Annotated in this window: 21 protein-coding genes and 1 tRNA gene; 10 read left to right on the top strand and 12 right to left on the bottom strand. The window is 45.5% G+C overall.

The annotated features are described in order from the left end of the window. Positions 1-38 precede the first annotated feature (38 nt). The 9 genes from gcvT to DW121_RS04995 form a co-directional block, all read right to left on the bottom strand. Positions 39-1,130: a glycine cleavage system aminomethyltransferase GcvT gene (gene gcvT / locus DW121_RS05035; protein WP_118323173.1), complete on the bottom strand. Its 1,092-nt coding sequence runs from the start codon at positions 1,128-1,130 to the stop codon at positions 39-41. Positions 1,131-1,152: 22 nt separating this feature from the next. Then, a complete protein-coding gene (pepT, locus tag DW121_RS05030) occupies positions 1,153-2,379 on the bottom strand; it encodes a peptidase T (RefSeq protein WP_117710651.1) in 1,227 nt (408 codons plus the stop codon). 185 nt (positions 2,380-2,564) lie between these two features. Further along, entirely contained in the window at positions 2,565-3,974 is a 1,410-nt protein-coding gene (locus DW121_RS05025; protein WP_117710652.1) for an amidophosphoribosyltransferase, read from the bottom strand. 165 nt (positions 3,975-4,139) lie between these two features. Next, on the bottom strand, positions 4,140-6,302 hold the full coding sequence (locus tag DW121_RS05020) for a glycoside hydrolase family 97 protein (protein WP_117710653.1): 2,163 nt from the start codon (positions 6,300-6,302) through the stop codon (positions 4,140-4,142). A gap of 175 nt (positions 6,303-6,477) precedes the next feature. Next, entirely contained in the window at positions 6,478-6,951 is a 474-nt protein-coding gene (locus DW121_RS05015) for an HU family DNA-binding protein (RefSeq protein WP_117710654.1), read from the bottom strand. A gap of 547 nt (positions 6,952-7,498) precedes the next feature. Beyond that, positions 7,499-9,172: a formylglycine-generating enzyme family protein gene (locus tag DW121_RS05010; protein ID WP_118323172.1), complete on the bottom strand. Its 1,674-nt coding sequence runs from the start codon at positions 9,170-9,172 to the stop codon at positions 7,499-7,501. Positions 9,173-9,178: 6 nt separating this feature from the next. Beyond that, the gene (locus DW121_RS05005; RefSeq protein WP_118323171.1) at positions 9,179-9,625 is read right to left on the bottom strand and encodes a hypothetical protein; all 447 of its coding nucleotides are present in this window, start codon (positions 9,623-9,625) and stop codon (positions 9,179-9,181) included. A 12-nt stretch (positions 9,626-9,637) separates the two neighbouring features. Next, positions 9,638-9,970 carry a hypothetical protein gene (locus tag DW121_RS05000; RefSeq protein ID WP_118323170.1) on the bottom strand — a complete coding sequence of 111 codons (333 nt, stop codon included), beginning with the start codon at positions 9,968-9,970 and terminating at the stop codon, positions 9,638-9,640. A gap of 4 nt (positions 9,971-9,974) precedes the next feature. Then, positions 9,975-10,517 (bottom strand): RNA polymerase sigma factor, encoded by a 543-nt coding sequence (locus DW121_RS04995; RefSeq protein WP_118323169.1) that lies wholly within the window; start codon positions 10,515-10,517, stop codon positions 9,975-9,977. Between the two features lie 436 nt (positions 10,518-10,953). Here DW121_RS04995 and crcB point away from each other — a divergent pair, with 436 nt between their 5' ends. Then, positions 10,954-11,331 carry a fluoride efflux transporter CrcB gene (crcB, locus tag DW121_RS04985; protein WP_117710660.1) on the top strand — a complete coding sequence of 126 codons (378 nt, stop codon included), beginning with the start codon at positions 10,954-10,956 and terminating at the stop codon, positions 11,329-11,331. A gap of 72 nt (positions 11,332-11,403) precedes the next feature. Next, the gene (gene eno / locus DW121_RS04980; RefSeq protein WP_117710662.1) at positions 11,404-12,684 is read left to right on the top strand and encodes a phosphopyruvate hydratase; all 1,281 of its coding nucleotides are present in this window, start codon (positions 11,404-11,406) and stop codon (positions 12,682-12,684) included. Between the two features lie 59 nt (positions 12,685-12,743). Here the strand turns inward: eno and DW121_RS04975 are convergent. Next, positions 12,744-12,817 (bottom strand) — tRNA-Thr (locus DW121_RS04975). Positions 12,818-13,049: 232 nt separating this feature from the next. On the opposite strand from DW121_RS04975, the gene DW121_RS04970 reads away from it, so the two are divergent. From DW121_RS04970 to DW121_RS04945, 6 genes are all read left to right on the top strand, one after another. Beyond that, a complete protein-coding gene (locus DW121_RS04970; RefSeq protein ID WP_118323167.1) occupies positions 13,050-13,577 on the top strand; it encodes a DUF4199 domain-containing protein in 528 nt (175 codons plus the stop codon). Positions 13,578-13,641: 64 nt separating this feature from the next. Continuing rightward, complete coding sequence (locus DW121_RS04965; RefSeq protein ID WP_117710664.1) at positions 13,642-14,595, top strand: glycosyltransferase family 2 protein; 954 nt, start codon at positions 13,642-13,644, stop codon at positions 14,593-14,595. Between the two features lie 2 nt (positions 14,596-14,597). Then, positions 14,598-15,083: a DUF6452 family protein gene (locus DW121_RS04960; protein ID WP_117710665.1), complete on the top strand. Its 486-nt coding sequence runs from the start codon at positions 14,598-14,600 to the stop codon at positions 15,081-15,083. After that, positions 15,052-15,819 (top strand): DUF6048 family protein, encoded by a 768-nt coding sequence (locus tag DW121_RS04955; protein WP_117710666.1) that lies wholly within the window; start codon positions 15,052-15,054, stop codon positions 15,817-15,819. The genes DW121_RS04960 and DW121_RS04955 overlap by 32 nt, the downstream gene beginning before the upstream one ends. Before the next feature lie 4 nt (positions 15,820-15,823). After that, positions 15,824-16,405: a manganese efflux pump MntP family protein gene (locus DW121_RS04950; protein WP_118323166.1), complete on the top strand. Its 582-nt coding sequence runs from the start codon at positions 15,824-15,826 to the stop codon at positions 16,403-16,405. Between the two features lie 61 nt (positions 16,406-16,466). Continuing rightward, positions 16,467-17,489 (top strand): FAD:protein FMN transferase, encoded by a 1,023-nt coding sequence (locus tag DW121_RS04945; RefSeq protein ID WP_118323165.1) that lies wholly within the window; start codon positions 16,467-16,469, stop codon positions 17,487-17,489. A 196-nt stretch (positions 17,490-17,685) separates the two neighbouring features. Here DW121_RS04945 and DW121_RS04940 read toward each other — a convergent pair whose 3' ends face one another. Then, positions 17,686-18,054 (bottom strand): DMT family protein, encoded by a 369-nt coding sequence (locus tag DW121_RS04940; RefSeq protein ID WP_117710669.1) that lies wholly within the window; start codon positions 18,052-18,054, stop codon positions 17,686-17,688. Between the two features lie 45 nt (positions 18,055-18,099). Further along, positions 18,100-18,843 carry an ATP-binding protein gene (locus DW121_RS04935; RefSeq protein ID WP_118323164.1) on the bottom strand — a complete coding sequence of 248 codons (744 nt, stop codon included), beginning with the start codon at positions 18,841-18,843 and terminating at the stop codon, positions 18,100-18,102. 135 nt (positions 18,844-18,978) lie between these two features. Here DW121_RS04935 and DW121_RS04930 point away from each other — a divergent pair, with 135 nt between their 5' ends. Then, positions 18,979-20,409: a tetratricopeptide repeat protein gene (locus DW121_RS04930; RefSeq protein WP_117710671.1), complete on the top strand. Its 1,431-nt coding sequence runs from the start codon at positions 18,979-18,981 to the stop codon at positions 20,407-20,409. 7 nt (positions 20,410-20,416) lie between these two features. Next, positions 20,417-20,890 carry an NfeD family protein gene (locus DW121_RS04925; protein WP_117710672.1) on the top strand — a complete coding sequence of 158 codons (474 nt, stop codon included), beginning with the start codon at positions 20,417-20,419 and terminating at the stop codon, positions 20,888-20,890. Positions 20,891-20,910: the final 20 nt, after the last annotated feature.

Raw genomic sequence — 20,910 nt, 5'->3', positions numbered from 1 at the left:
TTAGTAATGCTATCAGACAAGGAGGATATATCAACTTCCTATACTTTTCCCCGGAACGGCGGACGTACCACCACCGCTTTCAGCTTGCGTCCGCGCATATCAATACAAATCTCCGTACCGACCTTGCTATATTCAGGCTTCACATACCCCATACCGATACCGATTTTACGGGTAGGCGACATTGTACCCGAAGTAACCACGCCAATGGGAGCGCCTTCCGGGCTCTGCAACTCATAGCCATGACGGGGAATACCGCGGTCTACCATTTCAAAACCTACCAACTTGCGTACCGTACCCTCCGCTTTCTGTTTCTCCAGCACCGGACGATTAGTGAAATTCTTGCCTTCTACAAACTTGGTAATCCATCCCAGTCCGGCTTCGATAGGCGACGTGGTATCGTCCAAATCATTTCCATACAGGCAGAAGCCCATTTCAAGACGAAGCGTATCGCGGGCACCGAGTCCGATAGGCTTGATACCGAATTCCGCGCCTGCCTCGAACACGGCATTCCATATCTTCATCGCCGCTTTCGGATAGAAGTAGAGTTCAAAACCACCCGCACCGGTATAGCCGGTATTGGAAATAATGACATCCGGTTCGCCTGCAAACTCACCGTGCGTAAAGGTATAATACGGGAGTTCGGAAAGGTTGACGGGAGTCAGTTTCTGCAATGCCCCGATAGCCTTCGGACCTTGTACGGCAAGCTGTGCCATGCGGTCGGAAGCATTCTCCAGTTCGGCGCCCTCCGTATTATGAGACACACACCAGTTCCAGTCCTTCTCTATATTGGAAGCATTGACAACCAACAGATACTTCTCCGGCTCATATTGATAGACGAGCAAGTCGTCCACAATACCGCCATCCTCATTGGGAAAGCAAGTGTACTGCACTTTACCGGGAGTAAGGGCTGCCACATTATTAGAAGTAACTTTCTGCAAAAAGTCCAAAGCGTGCGGACCCTTCACCCAAAATTCTCCCATATGGGAGACATCGAACACGCCTACACCTTGGCAAACGGTGAGATGCTCATCGATGATACCGGAATATTCGATAGGCATATTGTATCCCGCAAATTCGTGCATCTTAGCACCCAGCGAGATGTGTGTTTCTGTAAACGGAGTGGTTTTCATGGTAGGATTTATGATTTATAAATTATGATTGATGAGCAACGAGTTCGGCTATCTTGACGATAACCTTCATGGCTTTCTCCATATTCTGAACAGGCACGAACTCGTAGCGTCCGTGGAAATTCAGGCCACCGGCAAAGATATTGGGACAAGGCAGACCCTTGAACGAGAGTTGCGCACCGTCCGTACCGCCTCGAATGGCTTTTACACGAGGCTCTACGCCGACGGCTTCCATAGCTTTGAAAGCGGTGTCGATGATGTGCATTACCGGCTCAATCTTCTCGCGCATATTATAGTACTGGTCGTGCAGTTCGAGCACGGCTGTGCCTTCACCGTATTCGGCATTAATTTTGCGTACAAGATGTTCAAATTCCTTCTTGCGGCTCTCAAAACGGAGACGGTCGTGGTCGCGGATGATATAGGCTACAGTAGTCTGTTCCACTTCGCCCGTGATGCTGATGAGGTGGTAGAATCCCTCGTACCCCTCTGTATGCTCCGGCGTTTCGTGGCTGGGAAGCATGGAGATAAAACGGTTGGCAACACGAATAGAATTTATCATCTTATTCTTGGCATATCCCGGATGCACATTACGTCCCTTGAAAACAATCTTGGCAGAGGCGGCATTGAAGTTTTCAAACTCCAGCTCGCCCAGTTCACCGCCGTCCATGGTATAAGCCCATTCACAATCGAATTGCTCAACGTTGAACTTATGCGCTCCCAAACCGATTTCCTCATCGGGATTGAAACCTATGCGAATCTTACCATGCTTGATTTCAGGATGTTCTTTCAGGTAGGCCATTGCCGAAACAATCTCCGCAATACCGGCTTTATCATCGGCACCCAACAAAGTCTTTCCGTTGGTTACAATCAGGTCCTCTCCCTTATGGTCGAGCAACTCGGGGAAACGTGCAGTAGAAAGAACCACCTTCTCGTCCGCACAAAGAACAATGTCCTTGCCATCGTAATTCTCTACAATACGCGGAGAAACATCCTTGCCACTCATATCGGGACTTGTATCCATGTGGGCTATGAAACCTACAACAGGTACAGCCTTATCTATATTGGCAGGAAGGGTGGCAAACAGATAACCGTTCTCATCCAACGTAATCTCTTCCAGACCCAAAGTTTCCAATTCTTCTTTCAGGAACTTGGCAAATACCATTTGCCCCGGAGTACTTGGAGTTACCCCGCTCTCCTCATTCGATTGAGTATCGAAACTTACATACTTTAAAAAACGTTCTACTAAAGTCATACTAATAATGTGTTAAAGTGATGAGATGGCAGAGTGATAACGGGATATTACTTCATTATATAATGTAACTCACTTTATCGCCCTATCCCCTATCGTTTTTTTAATTGCCGTAAAGTTAAAAAAAGGGGCGTGAACTGCCAAGCAATTCACGCCCCTTTTTTATTCCTTAATAGATGATTTGTCAATCAAAAGTGGCTGCTTCCGTCAAAACAATGGGTACAGAGTTTACATTTAGGCAGCCCGATAGCCTCAACCAACGTTTCCAGTGTATTGAACTTTAATGATGAAAGTCCGAAACGCTCGCGGATGACCTCCACCATTCTCTCATACTCCGGCGAACCGGTAGTGGCATACTTCTCAAGGTTTTTGTTTTCATCACCTTCCAACTCTTTGATGACACGACGGGTAATCAGTTCCAAATCTCCTTTGGATGCCGTGAAACCCACAAACGGACAACTATATATCAGCGGCGGGCAGGCAATACGGATGTGAACTTCCTTAGCACCATACTCGTAGAGCACCTTTACATTATCGCGCAACTGGGTTCCGCGCACTATGGAGTCGTCACAGAACAGAAGACGTTTGCCTTCCAGCATGGCACGGTTAGGAATAAGTTTCATCTTTGCCACCAACGAACGCATTTCTTGTCGGCTGGGAGTGAAGCTGCGCGGCCATGTCGGTGTATATTTTGAGATGGCACGATGATAGGGCACCCCTTTTCCTTCGGCATATCCCAACGCCATGCCCACACCAGAATCGGGAATACCGCAAGTGCAATCTACCTCCGAAGTATCGGTCTGTCCCATTTTCAACCCGGACGAGAAGCGTACATCTTCCACATTCTTTCCCTCATAACACGAAGTGGGGAAGCCGTAATAAACCCATAGGAAAGAACATATCTGCATCTCCTCATTGGGTTTGCGCATCTGCTCTATTCCATCGGCACGCAGGCGGACAATTTCGCCCGGTCCCAAATAGCGGTCTACCTCGTAACCCAAATTCGGGAAGCTGCTCGACTCACTGGTTGCAGCATAAGCCCCGTCTTTCTTGCCTATAACGACAGGAGTACGTCCCCAACGGTCACGGGCAGCGATAATGCCGTCTTCCGTAAGAAGCAGCATGGAGCACGAACCTTTAATATGCTTGTATACATTTTCTATTCCTTCCACAAAGGTTTTTCCTTGTATCAGGAGCAGGGCTATAAGTTCTGTTTGATTGGTCTTGCCGGAGCTTAATTCGGCAAAGTGCATATTTTGTTCCAAAAGTTCGGCTTCCAGTTCTTGCAGGTTCACAATCTTGGCAACCGTTACAATGGCAAAACGACCGAGATGGGAGTTCAATATAAGAGGCTGGGGATCTGTATCGCTGATGATTCCGATGCCGGAGTTCCCTTTGAATTTATCCAGCTCATCTTCAAATTTCGTACGGAAGTAGGTACTCTCCAAATTGTGGATAGAACGCTTAAACACCGCTTCTTCCTGATCGTAAGTAGCCATACCGCCACGCTTTGTCCCTAAGTGCGAATTATAATCTGTGCCGTAAAACAAATCTGCCACGCAACTTGCTTTGGCGACTGTTCCGAAAAAACCTCCCATAAGTTCCTTGTGTTATTAGTTATTTTATTAACGGGCGCAAAGGTACGAAGAAGTTTCCTTGTTAACGCCATTTTCTACCTCTAAAAATAATAAAAAGACTCCCCGCAGAACCAAAGTCCTGCGGGGAGCCAACCAATACCTAATCAGAAACTCTTTTTACCCTAACTATTTCCATTTCTTCACAACCTTTTTATCCGCTGGAGTAGCCTCAATCAGGCTCAGCGCAAAACCACCGCTACGCGCTTCCTTAACGGACATTTTGGTTTTATTGGTCACAATACCTTTCTTTATCAGGTAAGAAGTAGGGTTTTCCTTGTAATCGGCATCCTTACCGTCAGCATACAGAATGGCCACATACTGCTTGCCCGGCGTCAAGAAATCGAGGGTAAAGTTTGCTGTACGGGCATTCTCATCTGTAATACCGCCTACAAACCAATTGTCAGTGCCTTTTGCCTTACGCGCTACGGTAATATAATCTCCCGGTTCCGCTTCAATATACTTGCTGTCATCCCAATCTACGGCTACATCCTTGATGAACTGGAATGCATCCATATGCTTCTCATAGTTCTCAACCAAGTCGGCAGCCATTTGCAACGGACTGTAAAGGGTGACATAAAGAGCCAGCTGCTTGGCAAGCGTTGTTTGTACTTGTCCATGAGGCAGGTCGCCCATAAAGTCCAACTTCGTATCGAAAATACCCGGAGTATAATCCATCGGGCCACCGATAAGGCGGTTGAACGGAAGTAATGTGGTGTGGAACGGTTTGCTGCCGCCAAAGGCTTCGTACTCAGTGCCGCGGGCAGATTCATTGCCAATCAGGTTTGGATAAGTACGGCACAAACCGGTAGGACGTACGGCTTCATGACCGTTGACGCAAATCTTATAGTCGGCAGCTTTCTTCACGGCGTAGAGATAGTGATTGTTCATCCACTGTCCGTAATGATGTTCGCCGCGCGGGATGATATCGCCTACATAACCGCTCTTCACAGCATTATAGCCATTGTCTACCATAAACTGGTACGCTTTGTCCATATGGCGTTCGTAGTTGCGGACGGAAGAAGAAGTTTCGTGGTGCATCATCAGCTTAACGCCTTTGCTTTTGGCATAAGCATTCAGCATCTTCACGTCAAAATCGGGATATGGAGTCACAAAGTCAAAAACATAATCTTTGGATTGCCCGAACCAGTCTTCCCAGCCTTCGTTCCAGCCTTCTACCAAAACCTGATCGAAACCGTTTGCGGCTGCAAAGTCTATGTATCTCTTCACATTCTCATTGTTGGCGCCATGACGTCCGTTGGGTTTTGTTTTGGAATAGTTCGTTTCGCCCAACTTAACGGAAGGAAGGTCGTCTGTATATGCCCAAGTGCTTTTACCGGCAATCATTTCCCACCATACACCTACATACTTCACCGGTTTAATCCAAGAAACATCTTCATAAGCGCAAGGCTCATTCAGGTTCAAAGTCAACTTGGAAGCAAGAATATCGCGCGCATCATCACTGACAATCACCGTACGCCACGGAGATTTACAGGGAGCTTGCATATAGCCCTTGTCACCTACTGCATCAGGAGTCAGCCAAGATTCAAAAATCAAGTTTTTATCATCCAGATTCAGATGCATACAAGAATAATCCACCAAGGCAGCTTCATGCAGGTTGATATACAGGCCGTCCTCAGTCTTCATTTGGAGGGAAGTCTGCACACCTGTCGGAGAAAACTGGGTTTGTGACGCATTGCCGGTAATCGCTTCCTTCATCAGTCCGCGAATCTCGGAAAGTTTGGACTCTGTAAAGTCATATTCCTGCGTATCATAATCACCCGGAATCCAGAATGCTTTATGGTCGCCTGCCATGGCAAACTGTGTCCGCTCTTCTTTAATCACAAAGTAATTCAGATTCTTCTGCAAAGGGAACTCATAACGGAAACCGAGGCCGTCATCAAACAAGCGGAAACGGATAATGATGTTACGGTTCTGCGCTTTCTGATTCAGTGTTACCGCCATTTCATTATAATGGTTGCGGATTTGTCTCACTTCACCCCACACAGGTTCCCATGTTTCATCGAAGGTAGACGTCCGGGTATCAGCCAAAGTGAATCCGTTCATCAGTCCCGGATCATTCTTCAGTTCCAAGCCCAATTTTGAAGGTTTAATAACGGCTTTTCCCTTATAAAAAAGCTCATAAACCGGTTCACCTTGAGGATTCACGGAAAAGTTCAATTGAAGTTGGCCGTTGGGAGAAGTGATGCCCTCGGCCATTGCTGCGCTACCCATGAAAAGGACTAGCAGGAAGCAGGTTAGTTTGATACAAATTGCTTTCATGTTTCTCATACTATGGTATTTTAATTAGTTATCGTACCGCAAATATAAGCAGGATAAGGATTTCTATCGGAAACAATCGGATAAAAATCGAATAATTCGCCAGAAAACGTTTGCATAAGAATGAAGGGTAATGCTACCCTTCATTCTTATTTCTATCCTTCTGTATCCTCAGAAAGTTGCCATGTTATCCCAAAGGATCTTCTTTCTCACCTTCATCGGGGATACCCGAATTGTCAGGTTCGCCGCTACCTCCATTGGTATAATCCGTATCGGGCACCGCCATTCTGGTAACGCTCATATTACCCAGCATCGTACTGAAAGCCTTTCCCGGAAAAAAGAGAATACGCTTACGAACGATATTACTTGCCGTAACACCCTCTTCCGTATCCGCGCTTTTTCCTGTAAAAGAAGGGCGGAAGAGTCCGAATTCGCCTAAGCGGACAGTCTTTCCATCGTCAATCTCTTCCGACATGATGTCTACAAGGCCGGTAGCCACCAAGTCCACCGTTTTTCTATGAATGCCGAGAATACGGCTCACTTTGGCACACAACTTACCAAAGTCCAACTCGCCCGACCCTACGGATTTGGCAACATACTTTACGTTTTTATCCTTGTCGAAACCGAATACACGTTTAGCTACTACATACTGAAGTCCCATAATTTTTAATGTTTTAAAAGGTTTATATAATATAATAATGTAACAGGCCTGAGCCTTTATCTTTTTCAAGAAGCGGAAGTTTGCTGCGAGGCCTCAACAGTTCAGCATCTGTTTCTCAAATTCGATGTTGCAAAGTTAGGGCGAGAATGAAGGGAATACAAGAAAACGGCATCTACAACCGTTTTGGCTAAACACTTAAAACATAGAGAATTAAAAAGAAGGTATCTCTACAGGGCAAAAGAAACGTGAGTAAGGTTAAGGAAAGGGAAAGAAACGAATTCTACAATTTCAGCCTGAAAACTACTGATTATCAGCACAAGTTCTGAATGCAATCTCTACAATCGAGCATTGAAATTACTTAAAGGGGAATGCGTCAAAATGATGATTAACATATCATTCTATCATTCAGAAGGAAGCGAAGAAACCCTTCTCTTCATGCACACAAAAAAGGGAGTAGATTCTTCGCTACGCTCTGAATGACAGAATGGTATAAACTAATTATGCGTATTTACTTAATTGGTAAGTTTATATTTACAATACATTGAATTTATCGGGCACTTGAAACATCTGTTCTTACTACCCTGAAGCCGACATTGGCGTAGCCCTGCGTGCCCGTTCTTACAACATCCGATTTCTCGCTACGGCAATCATCACGGCTGGAGTCCCAACTGCCTCCTTTTATAATGTACGAACCGGCTGCATCTGTTGATGAAGTCCATTCCCAGCAATTGCCCCAAAAATCTATACCGCCACAAGCACCGGTTGTCTGATTGTAAGCATCCACTGCTGTCAGTCCGGATTCCACACGGTCAGCGTTCATAGTGACATCTTTAGGCATATGACCAGCGCCGAGTATCCACTCTTCATCGGTCGGAAGACGATATATATGGGCGTTGTCTTGAGTGGTAAGCCAGTCGCAATAAGCCGTGGCTTCGGCAATCGTAATATTCACTACCGGATAGTTCTCCTCTCCTGCATTATAAACGAATCCGCCTTTGAAGGCTGCGTATTCGGCATTTGTCACAGGTGCATAACCTATGTAGGAATTCGGAGCCGATGCACCGCGCAGTACTATCCAAGCATCATTCGGGTCTTCGTCATTTCGAGGGTCGATGAGACGCAGAAACTGTTGCTCCAATCGAGTATCTCGATTTTCGACCATCTCATCCACAATACCCTGCATTTCTTCTACGAGGTCGGGAGTTTTAGCCTCCCTCTCCAATTCGCGAAGTTTGGCTTTCTTTCGCGCAACGACTTTATCATACCGTAATCCCATTTGATTCAAAAGAGCCTGCTTATTGTCCTCTGTCGGGCTCTGTTGGTACTGGCGGAGAAGTGCTGTGGTCGTGGCATCCAGTTCCGGACGTTCTTCTTCTACAAGCGGAGCATCCGGGTCGTCAAACTCCAACTCGCTTTCCAGCAAATCGTTCGGGGTTATATAAGCGGTTCGCTCTATCGTTTGATGCACACTGAAATAATGGGCCACCAAACCATCCTTGTAAATAGACAGCCTATAACCTCCATAAACGTCACAAGGCAAGGTTGATATATAATAATCCTTTCCGGGAGTAAAACCTGATTTATCCGAAGCACTGAAAGTAATGATGGAATTGGCGTTTTCTATCTTATCGGCTATCGGTTTTCCCTGTTCATCCCATTTTATCCTGACCGTACCGGAAAGTGCATAACCATCAACGCTTTCAAGTTCAATGCCCGTTACACCCGACATTTGGAAGTTAAGCTTGATGCCACCGCAAACAGTCTGAAAATTCAGAGAGTTGGATGTGCTACGAGCCACTGCCACTACCGACTTTTCATCATATCCACTCTCATTTCCGGTTTGAGTGGCAGGTATGGTTACAGTTAAACTTTCATTATCCGAGGACACCTTGTTATCTGCCGGATATATACCAAACAAAGGATTATCATCAGTAAAAGTTCCTTCAATAGTACCTGACAGAATAGATGAACTACCGGCTTCCTGTGCCTGTACAGTAATAGTTTGTTCGTCATGAACCAGCATTATGGGGTCGCCTTCGTTCCAACTGCCATGAAGCCCGTCGGAAATAATGGCAGTAATACTCTCAGGATTTGAATCTTGTTCTTGTTCCTGTTCTTCTTCATCAGGAAATGCCGTATCATCATTCTGGCATGCATTCATTGCAGCCAAAAAGAGGAATGAAAGGCAATACAAATTACAAGTTTTCAAAATCGTCTTCATAATTATTTATCGTTTTTGAGTTTTTGCCTTTTGAGAACGATGATACAGACGATCCATCATCTTTTTTTCCAATTCATATACACGCACAATCTGTTGTTGTGATAAGAACTTGCTATATTCCTCATAATACTTATGCCGCAGGTTCAATATCTTTTGGCTATGGGCAAACCGCTCTTTAATGGCTTGTTCTGTTTCCGCATCCGTCCTGCCCGAGACCTCTCTCTTAGGCCGGGGGCCAAGTGCCCAAATCTCTTTTTGAAACCGGCAAAAGGTTTCAACAAACTTTTCTGAGGTAGTGCCGTCCATTTCCATTTTCTGTGCAATGTATTTAGCCTGTGTTTCGGCCAATTGTTCACGGGTCATACGTTGTCTGCTATCTTTTTGGGCGTAAGCACTTGCGCAAAAAGCGGTCATTGCCATAGCAAACAGAAGGATTCTAAAAATACTTTTCATGATTGATTATTTTTATTCGTTTATAAATAAGTCGTCCTGATAGACGCTAAACAGATAATTCTGGTCGGCTCTGCTCAATTGAGAGAATGCTTGTTCAAACGACTTAAAGTCAGTTGCCTTATGGCTATCCGGCAGAATATTGAAGACCAGTAACAACGCGATGCTTGCCGCCACAAGTCCGCCGGATATGGTGTACCACAGGCGATAGTTCCGTTGGGGCTTGGGTGGTGTCATTTCGTCTTTTATAGCCTCCCATACATTATTTTCAATATCGTCCAAGAAGTTTTCGGGCGCGGTATAGGGCATTCGTTTGCCTATGCGGTTTAAATCAAAATCTTTATTCATACGACTAACTGTTTAAATTCATATACTTGATAATCTTTTCTTTTGCAATATGGTAGTTTGATTTAGCACCATCTGCTGTTGAACCGATGATTCCGGCAATCTCATCATATCCCAAACCGTTATAGTATCGTAAGTTGAAAACCATTTGTTGTTTGGTTGGCAATGCCAGAATAGCCTGTTGCAACCTGACTGTTTCCAAATCACTGTAGTCTACATACTCATCAGCCAACAAACCATTAAGTTCAACCGGAGAATCATCCAATGACATCCGGTCATCACGTCGCCGGTCCAAAATACGCAGGGCCTCGTTGGTGGCAATTCTGTAAAGCCACGACCGAAAAGAGCATTCGCCTTTGAAACCGGACAGCGACCGGAATACCCGCACAAAAGTTTCTTGTGTAGCATCCTGCGCATCTTCGTGAGCCACAACCAATCGCCGAATGTACCAATAGACCTCCTCCTTGTATTTCGCCATCAGACATCGGAATCCTGTTCCGGGGTCTTTGATTACCCTCGCGACCAATTCCCTATCATCCATTATTCCCATATACAACAAGCTCAAAGGTTACCGGATAATCAGCGGATGCACGGTTACACATGATTGCAACAAGAACATGGCCGTAATACCTAAAGCTAAGAATCTCCAAATAGGTTTCATATACTATCCTTTTGTTATACATTATATATTGCACGTCCCCTTTTCGTGAAATCATCCGAATGGACGCTCTATATAAAAGACCTTGCAAAGAAATGAAAGTAAAATTGAATCAACGTTTTTTTGTATTTTTCTTGATGCCCTATAAGATTCTCCTGTTTTACTAAAACACCCCCGACGATTTACTAAATCTCCGGCAACGATTTACTAAATCTTCCCCATCGTTTTAGTAAATCTCTATTTGCTTCATAAAACCTGCCCGAAGATTGATTAAAATTCCCCTGCCTTCACTACCTTTGCAACCCGAAACATTCCTATTACAATCATTATGACTAAAATCCTGATAGCCATATTTCTTGGCGGCGGCACGGGCAGCGTATTGCGCTATTGCGTGCAAATGGCACTACACGAGCGGATAGTACCCTACTCCTTTCCTTGGGCTACGTTCGCCGTAAACATCATCGGAAGTTTTCTGATAGGATTGTTCTATGCCTTGTCCGCACGCTTCAACTTGTCTGCGGAAATGCGAATGTTGCTGACTACCGGTTTATGCGGCGGCTTCACCACCTTTTCCACATTCTCCAACGACGGATTGATTCTGATAAGACAAGGATTCTACGGACTATTTGCCCTATATACCTTATTAAGTATTCTATTGGGAATATTTGCGGCATTGGGCGGGAGTGTTTTAGGAAAAACCTTATAGGACTGAGAACCTGAACAATTCTCTATTTTCACTTGTTATAGTTCGTAGAATTTATATTAAAAACAGAATAAGATGAAAATAGAAAAGATTATCGGACGTGAGATTCTCGATTCAAGAGGAAACCCTACAGTAGAAGTTGATGTCATATTGGAGTCAGGCTTTATCGGTCGCGCTTCAGTACCTTCCGGTGCATCCACCGGCGAGCACGAAGCTTTGGAGCTGCGTGACGGTGACAAAAAACGCTACGGCGGCAAAGGTGTGCTGAAAGCCGTTGACAATATCAACAACATCATTGCTCCCAAATTAATCGGTATGTCGGCTTTGGAACAAATGAGTATCGACCATGCCATGCTGGCACTGGACGGCACGAAGACAAAATCCAATCTGGGTGCCAACGCCATTCTGGGCGTGTCACTTGCCGTAGCCAAAGCGGCGGCGGCCTACCTTGACGTTCCTCTTTATCGTTATATCGGCGGAACAAATACATATGTAATGCCTGTTCCGATGATGAATATCATCAACGGAGGTTCGCACAGCGACGCCCCTATTGCCTTCCAAGAGTTCATGATACGCCCGGTAGGAGCAACTTCCTTCCGCGAAGGTCTGCGCATGGGCGCCGAAGTATTCCATGCTTTGAAGAAAGTGTTGCACGACCGTGGTCTTAGCACCGCCGTCGGCGATGAAGGAGGTTTTGCTCCCGGCTTGGCAGGAACAGAAGATGCTTTGGACTCGATTATTGCCGCCATCAAGGCTGCCGGCTACGAACCGGGCAAGGATGTAATGATTGCCATGGACTGTGCTTCCTCCGAGTTCTACCACGACGGTATTTACGACTACAGCAAATTTGAAGGTGAGAAAGGTAAGAAACGTACTGCCAACGAACAGGTTGATTATCTGGAAGAGCTGATTAACAAATACCCCATCGACTCCATCGAGGACGGCATGAGCGAAAACGACTGGGAAGGCTGGAAAAAACTGACCGACCGTATCGGGAACCGTTGCCAGTTGGTAGGCGATGATTTATTTGTTACCAACGTAGATTTCCTTGCCATGGGCATCGAGAAGGGTTGCGCAAACTCCATACTGATTAAAGTAAATCAAATCGGCTCTTTGACGGAAACACTGAATGCCATCGAAATGGCACACCGCCATGGATACACCACCGTTACTTCCCATCGCTCAGGCGAAACCGAAGATTCCACAATTGCCGACATTGCCGTAGCCACCAACAGCGGACAAATCAAGACCGGTTCTTTAAGCCGTTCGGACCGTATGGCTAAATACAACCAGCTGTTGCGCATCGAAGAAGAATTAGGCAATAACGCTGTGTACGGATACAGAAGAATAAGATAAATGTAGTAAATATGCCATAAAAAAAGAGACATATCCGCAAAGATATGTCTCTTTTTTTGAGCCTCTTGTCGGATTCGAACCAACGACCCCGAGATTACAAATCACGTGCTCTGGCCAACTGAGCTAAAGAGGCAGGCGGGTAAGCTTTCTATATCGCGCCGCTACAACCAACTACCTTTGCTGCGATCAAGCCCTGGAGGATTCGAAGGGAGCTGGCCGTATAGGACTTACCCATGTTTGCGGGTGCAAAGGTAGATAAAAATTTTAAATCTGCAATACCTTACCCCAACTTTTTTCAACTTTAACAAGAATACAGGGTCTACAACCAATATTATTTATAACTTTGCACCATATTTCTAAGAAAAATGGCAGAAAATAAAGGTTACATGCAATATGCAATGTTGTTCGGCACTTATCTGGGCGGGTATTGGATTTTAAAGTTCATCCTCTTCCCTCTGGGGCTGACAATCCCGTTTTTATCTTTCCTTTTCGTAGGGCTCACGCTATGCGTCCCTTTTATGGGATATTATTATGTGCGGATGTATCGAAATACAGTATGCGGCGGCAGTATCAGCTTCTTGCACGCATGGGTCTTTACAGTCTTTATGTATATGTTCGCCGCGTTGCTGACGGCAGTGGCGCACTACATTTATTTCCGCTTCATAGACCACGGTTTTGTTATCAACGCCTACGAATCGCAAATCAATATTCTGAAACAAAGCGGCGTACCGGGCATAGAAGCCTATACAGATATATTTCAAGAAACACTGGACACTGTGAAATCGCTCACTCCCATAGACATCACCATGCAATTGGTGTCATGGAATGTGTTTTGCGGTTCGTTGCTTGCCCTTCCTACCGCCCTGTTTGCTATGAGGCGCAAAAAAGGATGACGGGAAACGGCAGATTCCAGATAAATTCAGGTATAAAGTAAACAGTAAAATCGTAAATAAGCAAATGGATATTTCAGTCGTTGTTCCTTTATATAATGAAGAGGAGTCTCTTCCAGAGTTGTTTGCATGGATTGAACGGGTAATGAAAACCCATAACTTTTCCTACGAGGTTATTTTCGTCAACGACGGAAGTACCGACCGTTCATGGCAAATAATAGAACAATTACAAGCAAAGTCGGACAAAGTGCGGGGGATAAAATTCCGCCGTAATTATGGCAAGTCTCCGGCACTCTATTGCGGGTTTGAACAGGCGCAGGGAGATGTCGTGATAACAATGGACGCCGACCTGCAGGACAGCCCGGATGAGATACCCGAACTGTACCGCATGATTACGGAAGAGGGTTACGACTTGGTATCCGGCTGGAAACAAAAAAGATATGACCCGCTGTCCAAAACCATACCGACAAAACTGTTCAACGCTACGGCACGCAAGGTTTCCGGCATAAAGAACCTGCATGACTTTAATTGCGGACTGAAAGCCTATCGCAAAGACGTCATCAAGAACATAGAGGTATATGGTGAAATGCACCGTTATATTCCTTATCTTGCAAAGAATGCCGGTTTCAAGAAGATTGGCGAGAAAGTGGTACATCATCAGGCACGGAAATTCGGCAAGACTAAGTTCGGCGGATGGAACCGCTTCTTCAACGGATATTTGGATTTGATATCCCTCTGGTTTCTCTCCACTTTCGGCATCAAACCCATGCACTTTTTCGGCATATTGGGTTCACTGATGTTCTTTATCGGATTCGTAGCGGTAGTAATTGTGGGTGCAAGCAAGTTGTATTACATGAATCAGGGTATGCCGTACCGCCTTGTGACAGATTCTCCCTACTTCTACCTGTCACTCACGTCTATGATTATCGGCACACAGCTGTTTGTGGCCGGTTTCCTCGGCGAACTGATATCCCGCAATGCACCGGAACGCAACAAGTATCAAATTGAGAAAATGATTTAACCATGAAAGCATTAGTCAAATTTATCATATTCGGGGCTGTTCTTCTCCCTGTCTTCAGTGTAGTAATGTCCTGTTCGGAAGAAGCCGACTGTTCGATGGCAACACGAGCCATGATGCAATGCTACCTCTATACGCTGGACCCCGAAACCAAGGTCGTGTCCAAAGATACGTTAGACTCGCTGACGGTCACCGCTTTCGGTACGGACTCCATTATCATCAACAACCAGAAGAAGGTGCACGACCTTTCGCTTCCGCTGAGATATACCGAAAATTCCACTGTACTCGTATTTCATTACAGCAAAACCCTGACAGACACTCTTGTAATCCATCAGACCAACACCCCCTACTTCCTGTCGATGGACTGCGGTTATCAAATGAAACAGGCTATAACGGGAGTGGATTACAGCCGTCACAGCCTCGATTCTATTCGCATTGCAAATAAAGAAGCCGGAATTTATGGAACAGAGAATCTTAAACTATTCTATTAGCCTGGCGCTTTGCTTACTGCTGTCCCTTCCGTTACAGGCGCAAAACAGTAACATTTCCGCTCCACCGGCAAACACTCCACCCAAGACGGAGAAAAAAGAAGCCAAAGAGGAAGTGTACTATCCGCTGTACAACGGTATCTCCGTCAGTGTAGACCTGTGGGGTCCCGGAAGCAAGCTACTCGGAAGTGATTTCTTCAGTAGCGAAGTGGCGGTTGATGTAAATCTCAAGAACCGTTTCTTCCCAATCGTAGAATTAGGATATGGTAATACCGACACTTGGAGCGAGAAAGGCATACATTATAAAACCGGTGCGCCCTATTTCCGTATCGGCATGGACTACAACGCGCTATACAACAAGAAACACGGCCATATGATACTCGTCGGTCTGCGTTATGCGGCAACCGGCTTCAAATACGATGTAGAATCATTGCCGGTGAGCGACCCCGAATACGGAGGCAGCTTAGGCAACCCCAATTTGATAGACGGCATCTGGGGAAACAGCCTGCCCTTCAACTATAAAGGGATGAAGGGCTCGATGCAATGGGCGGAGTTTTGCGTCGGTATACGGGCACATGTATGGAAAGACCTGTACATGGGCTGGGCATTGCGCTTCAAGTTCCGCCTGAGCTCTTCCGTTGCCGAGAATGGCGACCCGTGGTATGTACCGGGCTACGGCAAGTATAACGGAAACACAACGGGTGTCACCTATACAATAACTTATAAACTTCCATTCTAAGACAATGACAGGATTAGAAATCTGGCTACTTGCTATAGGGCTTGCAATGGATTGTTTTGCTGTATCTATAGCCAGCGGCATCATATTGAAACGTGTCCGGCTGCGTCCGATGCTGATAATGGCGCTGGCTTTCGGCTTTTTCCAAGCACTCATGCCATTGCTTGGCTGGATAGGCGCCAGTTTTTTCAGCCACCTCATCGAGAGCATAGACCATTGGATTGCCTTTGCCATTCTGGCATTTTTGGGCGGACGCATGGTTAGGGAGTCTTTCAAAGACGAAGAATGCAGACACGAGTTCGACCCTACCAGTTTGAAAGTTGTCGCCGCATTGGCGGTAGCCACCAGTATCGATGCTTTGGCGGTAGGTGTTTCGTTTGCCTTTCTGGGCGTACGCAACTACTCTTCCCTTATGCCCTCCATCGGCATCATAGGATTCGTGTCATTTGTCCTGTCGTTTGTAGGGCTGATGTTCGGCATCCGCTTTGGGTGCGGCATTGCCCGCAGACTGCGTGCAGAGCTTTGGGGCGGCATTATCCTTATCATTATCGGCACGAAGATATTGATAGAACATCTTTGTTTTAGTTGAGAGTTGGAGAGAGGAAAGATTTAAACCGATTTTAATCATTTACTTAGCACTATAATACATTATGGATAAGAAAGCACAACGGAATTTTTTATGGATTGCCTTGCTTGTGTTAGGCACTATCGGAATACTGGCGCGCCACAATCGCACCGCCCCCTACCAAACTACCAGCGGACTGATTTTCGGAACAGTCTACAACATCACCTATCAGTACGACGGTGACTTGAAGGCAGAGATAGAGGCGGAACTCAAGCGGTTCGACGGTTCGTTGTCTCCGTTCAACGATACAGCCACCATTACACGCATCAACCGTAATGAGGACATCGTACCCGACACCTTCTTTACCAACGTATTCCGTCGCAGCATGGAGGTTTCCCAAGAAACCGGAGGCGCATTTGACATCACGGTAGCCCCCTTGGCTAATGCTTGGGGATTCGGCTTCAAGAAAGGAGCGTTTCCCGACTCTGCCATGATAGACAGTTTATTAGACATTACAGGCTATTCGAAAGTTTCATTATCCACCGAAGGAAAAGTTCTTAAACAAGACCCTCGCGTCATGCTTTCGTGCAGTGCAGTAGCCAAAGGATATGCGGTAGATGTCATTGCACAATTGCTGGAAAAGAAAGGAGTTGGCAACTTTATGGTAGATATAGGCGGAGAAGTAGTAGTCCGCGGAGAGAATCCGAAAAAAAGCCTGTGGAGAATCGGCATTAACAAGCCGATAGACGATTCACTTGCAGTAAATCAAGAATTACAGACTGTATTGCAAGTCACTAACGTAGGCATAGCCACCTCCGGTAACTATCGGAACTATTACTACAAAGACGGTAAGAAATATGCCCATACCATAGATCCGCGCACAGGATACCCGGTACAGCACAACATACTGTCGGCAACAGTAGTTGCCCCCGATTGTATGAGTGCCGACGCTTACGCCACTGCCTTCATGGTTATGGGATTGGAGGAAGCCGAACGTTTCGCTGATGCCCACCCCGACCTTGACGCATGTTTTATATATACTGACGAAAAAGGAGAGTTCCAGACGTTCTACACAAAAGGAATGGAAAAATATATGGCAGGAAAATAAAGAGATGAATGCCAAAATGTAAAAGTCCTATCACTCTGTCATTCTGAACATAGTGAAGAATCTCTTCTCTGCATACATAAGAGAGGAGATTCTTCGTCGCAAGCTCCTCTGAATGACAGACTATACCTTAGCGTAAAAATCAAAAGATGTTTTGAGCGAAGCTAATGATAGGGCTTTTACATTTTGACAACCCCCTTTATTTATAAAAGACGAAATACACAGCCAGCACCAAGCAAACAAATGCTGCAAAATGATTCCAGTGCAAACTCTCGCCTTTGAACAGTACCGTGGTAAATATCGTAAAGATAATAAGCGTCACCACCTCCTGAATAACCTTCAGCTGCATCAATGAGAACGGGCCGCCATTGCCGATGAATCCGATGCGGTTGGCGGGAATCTGGAAAGAATACTCCGCAAGCGCAATTCCCCACGAAAAGAGGATAACGGCATAAAGCGGCCAACTGGATATAACTTTCATTTCCTGCAACTTTAAATGCCCGTACCAAGCAAATGTCATAAAGACGTTGGACACAATCAATAGTAAAATGGTATAAAAAGCTTTCATATAGTGGTTAATGATTAGTTATTAGCGATTGGTGATTAAGGACGGTTAAATCTTTCGGGGCAACAACTCTTCCTGTACATTAGTCATGCTTCCCCACAGGCTATACCTCGCCTCCGGATTCATTTCCTCCAACTGATGCAAAACTCCTTTCATCGTGCTCCGGCTCGATTGTGATTCATAAGGGCAATTCTTCTTTTGCTTCCGATAAGCCCTTATCTCCGCCAGTTCCGTCAAGTCCGCTTCGTGCACAAGGCACATCGGCCGGATAATCGTCATGTCGAACTTCTTCATCACCAGTCGCGGCGGCATCGAACTGAATGCGCCCTGATAAGTAATGTTCATCAGCAATGTCTCCAGAATATCATCCATATGATGTCCCAAAGCTATCTTGTTGCATCCTTGTTCCTTGGCTACGGTAAACAGCGCCTTACGCCGATTCCAAGAACACAGGAAGCAAGGTGATTTACGCGTGTCCGTACTTGCGTCAAACTCCGTTTCGTACAGCACAAAAGGCACTCCCCACGATTCGGCATAGCCTCTAAGATAATCCGTATCGCTCTGATAGGGAATATTCCGCATCACCACATGGGCAGCGACCACCGAAAACTTCGGTTTAAAAACCCGGGCGCGACGAGCCAATAACTCAACCAATGCCAAGGAATCCTTTCCGCCCGAAAGCCCAATAAGAATCTTGTCACCGTCTTCTATCAGCCCGTATTCCACCACCCCTTTACTGAACCGCTTGTCAATACGCCGCAATGTCTTCTCTTCCTCTGTAAATTGTGCCATAAAAATCAGTTAAAAGTCGGCTGCAAAAGTAACTGAAAAGAATCATTTAAAGAAGAATTAACATAATAGAATTACGGAAGACGGCTTTATTCCCGATAAATTTGTATTTTTGAACTCATTAAAAAGATTTTTAGTATGAAGAATAGATATATACTGTTTTTATTGTTCGGTTTCTTTGGCATACACGCTTCAGCGCAAACCCTTGCACAAGCGAAAGCACTCTATGAAAAAGGGCAATATGAACAAGCGAAGCCCGCTTTTAAGAAATTCGTAAAATCACAGCCTAATAATGGAAGTTATAATCTGTGGTATGGCGTGTGCTGCCTGAATACGGGAGAAGCGGAAGAAGCCATAAAATATTTGGAAACAGCCGTAAAGCGTCGCGCCACCGGCGGACAACTCTATTTGGGGCAGGCCTACAATGACACCTACCGTTTTGAAGAGGCCGTCAATACTTTTGAAGACTACATTGCCGAACTGGAAAAGCGGAAACGCTCCACCACCGAAGCGGAAAAACTTCTGGAAAAGAGCAAGGCAAATCTCCGTATGCTGAAAGGTGTGGAAGAAGTATGCTTCATCGACAGTTTCGTGGTGGACAAGAAAGACTTCCTCAAAGCATACAGAATCAGTCCCGAATCCGGCAAGTTGTTTATGTACGATGTTTACTTTGAAAATTCCAACAGCAAGGGCGGTACTGTGTACGAAACGGAATTAGGAAACAAGATTTATTACAGCGAACTGCAAAAAGACAGTACGTTCAACATCCTGTCGCGCAATAAAATGCTTGATGAATGGGGTAAAGGCAATATGCTGCCGGGCAGTATCAACGAATCCATGAACGCCGGTTATCCGTATGTATTGGCAGACGGCATCACTATCTACTACGCCGCCGACGGTCCGGCATCAATGGGAGGCTACGATATTTTCGTAACGCGCTACAACATGAATACTGACACCTACCTCACTCCGGAGAACGTAGGTATGCCTTTCAACTCTCCCTACAACGACTATATGTATGTCATAGACGAATTCAACAACCTCGGTTGGTTTGCCTCCGACCGTTATCAGCCGGAAGGCAAAGTTTGCATATATGTGTTCGTTCCGACCTCATCCAAACAGGTGTACAACTATGAAAACATGGATAAACCCAAACTGATAAAGCTTGCCCAACTTCATTCCATTAAAGACACTTGGACCGATGAAAACTTAGTAGCCGATGCCCAAAAACGTCTGCAAGAAGTGATGCAAGAAAAGCCGGAAACCAAGAAACGTCATGAGTTTGAATTTGTAATTGACGACAGGCATATTTATCATTATGCCGCCGACTTCCGTTCTCCACAGGCGAAAGCGCAATTCAAAAAGTATCTTCAATTGGAAGAAAGCTACAATCAGCAGCAAAGCAAACTGGAGAATATGCGCGCCCAATATTCGCGTGCCAATCAAAATGAAAAAAGCAAAATGGCTCCGGCCATACTTGATTTAGAGAAACGAGTGCAACAGTTAGCCACCGAAACAGACCGTGCAGCTATCCAAGTACGCAAATTAGAAAAGCAAACCATTAAATAAAATAGCTATGGACATCTTCATTATCGTAGTATTGGTCGTTGCGGCAGTCATACTGTTCCTCGTAGAATTATTCATAGTACCGGGTATCAGCATTGCAGGCTTTCTGGCAGGCGGTTGCATCATTTATGCCAATTATTATGCTTTCGCCAATTTAGGGACAACAGCCGGGGTCATCACACTTGCCATATCCGCCATAGCTTGTGTAGGCTCATTGGTATGGTTTATGCGTTCTAAAACCCTGGATAAGATAGCTTTGAAGAAAAATATCACTTCAAAAGTAGACCGCAGCGCCGAAGAGAGAGTGAAGATAGGTGATACCGGTATTACCACCACCCGTCTCGCCCTCATCGGATATGCCGAAATAAACGGTGACATCGTAGAAGTAAAATCCACAGACGGCTTTCTGAATGAGAAAACTCCTATCATAGTAAATCGCATTACGGACGGAGTAATTCTCGTAGAGAAAGCTGGCAAGTCATAATCATAAATTGATATTCAATA

The sequence above is a fragment of the Bacteroides sp. AM10-21B genome, assembly GCF_003472565.1.
Lineage (GTDB): Bacteria > Bacteroidota > Bacteroidia > Bacteroidales > Bacteroidaceae > Bacteroides > Bacteroides propionicigenes.
This window is presented reverse-complemented; position numbering and strand designations above follow the sequence as displayed.

Bases quoted from the DNA above. Each gene is read 5' to 3' on its own strand.
- gcvT (WP_118323173.1), bottom strand. From the start codon at position 1,130: ATGAAAACCACTCCGTTTACAGAAACACACATCTCGCTGGGTGCTAAG.
- pepT (WP_117710651.1), bottom strand. From the start codon at position 2,379: ATGACTTTAGTAGAACGTTTTTTAAAGTATGTAAGTTTCGATACTCAA.
- DW121_RS05025 (WP_117710652.1), bottom strand. From the start codon at position 3,974: ATGGGAGGTTTTTTCGGAACAGTCGCCAAAGCAAGTTGCGTGGCAGAT.
- DW121_RS05020 (WP_117710653.1), bottom strand. From the start codon at position 6,302: ATGAGAAACATGAAAGCAATTTGTATCAAACTAACCTGCTTCCTGCTA.
- DW121_RS05015 (WP_117710654.1), bottom strand. From the start codon at position 6,951: ATGGGACTTCAGTATGTAGTAGCTAAACGTGTATTCGGTTTCGACAAG.
- DW121_RS05010 (WP_118323172.1), bottom strand. From the start codon at position 9,172: ATGAAGACGATTTTGAAAACTTGTAATTTGTATTGCCTTTCATTCCTC.
- DW121_RS05005 (WP_118323171.1), bottom strand. From the start codon at position 9,625: ATGAAAAGTATTTTTAGAATCCTTCTGTTTGCTATGGCAATGACCGCT.
- DW121_RS05000 (WP_118323170.1), bottom strand. From the start codon at position 9,970: ATGAATAAAGATTTTGATTTAAACCGCATAGGCAAACGAATGCCCTAT.
- DW121_RS04995 (WP_118323169.1), bottom strand. From the start codon at position 10,517: ATGGGAATAATGGATGATAGGGAATTGGTCGCGAGGGTAATCAAAGAC.
- crcB (WP_117710660.1), top strand. From the start codon at position 10,954: ATGACTAAAATCCTGATAGCCATATTTCTTGGCGGCGGCACGGGCAGC.
- eno (WP_117710662.1), top strand. From the start codon at position 11,404: ATGAAAATAGAAAAGATTATCGGACGTGAGATTCTCGATTCAAGAGGA.
- DW121_RS04970 (WP_118323167.1), top strand. From the start codon at position 13,050: ATGGCAGAAAATAAAGGTTACATGCAATATGCAATGTTGTTCGGCACT.
- DW121_RS04965 (WP_117710664.1), top strand. From the start codon at position 13,642: ATGGATATTTCAGTCGTTGTTCCTTTATATAATGAAGAGGAGTCTCTT.
- DW121_RS04960 (WP_117710665.1), top strand. From the start codon at position 14,598: ATGAAAGCATTAGTCAAATTTATCATATTCGGGGCTGTTCTTCTCCCT.
- DW121_RS04955 (WP_117710666.1), top strand. From the start codon at position 15,052: ATGGAACAGAGAATCTTAAACTATTCTATTAGCCTGGCGCTTTGCTTA.
- DW121_RS04950 (WP_118323166.1), top strand. From the start codon at position 15,824: ATGACAGGATTAGAAATCTGGCTACTTGCTATAGGGCTTGCAATGGAT.
- DW121_RS04945 (WP_118323165.1), top strand. From the start codon at position 16,467: ATGGATAAGAAAGCACAACGGAATTTTTTATGGATTGCCTTGCTTGTG.
- DW121_RS04940 (WP_117710669.1), bottom strand. From the start codon at position 18,054: ATGAAAGCTTTTTATACCATTTTACTATTGATTGTGTCCAACGTCTTT.
- DW121_RS04935 (WP_118323164.1), bottom strand. From the start codon at position 18,843: ATGGCACAATTTACAGAGGAAGAGAAGACATTGCGGCGTATTGACAAG.
- DW121_RS04930 (WP_117710671.1), top strand. From the start codon at position 18,979: ATGAAGAATAGATATATACTGTTTTTATTGTTCGGTTTCTTTGGCATA.
- DW121_RS04925 (WP_117710672.1), top strand. From the start codon at position 20,417: ATGGACATCTTCATTATCGTAGTATTGGTCGTTGCGGCAGTCATACTG.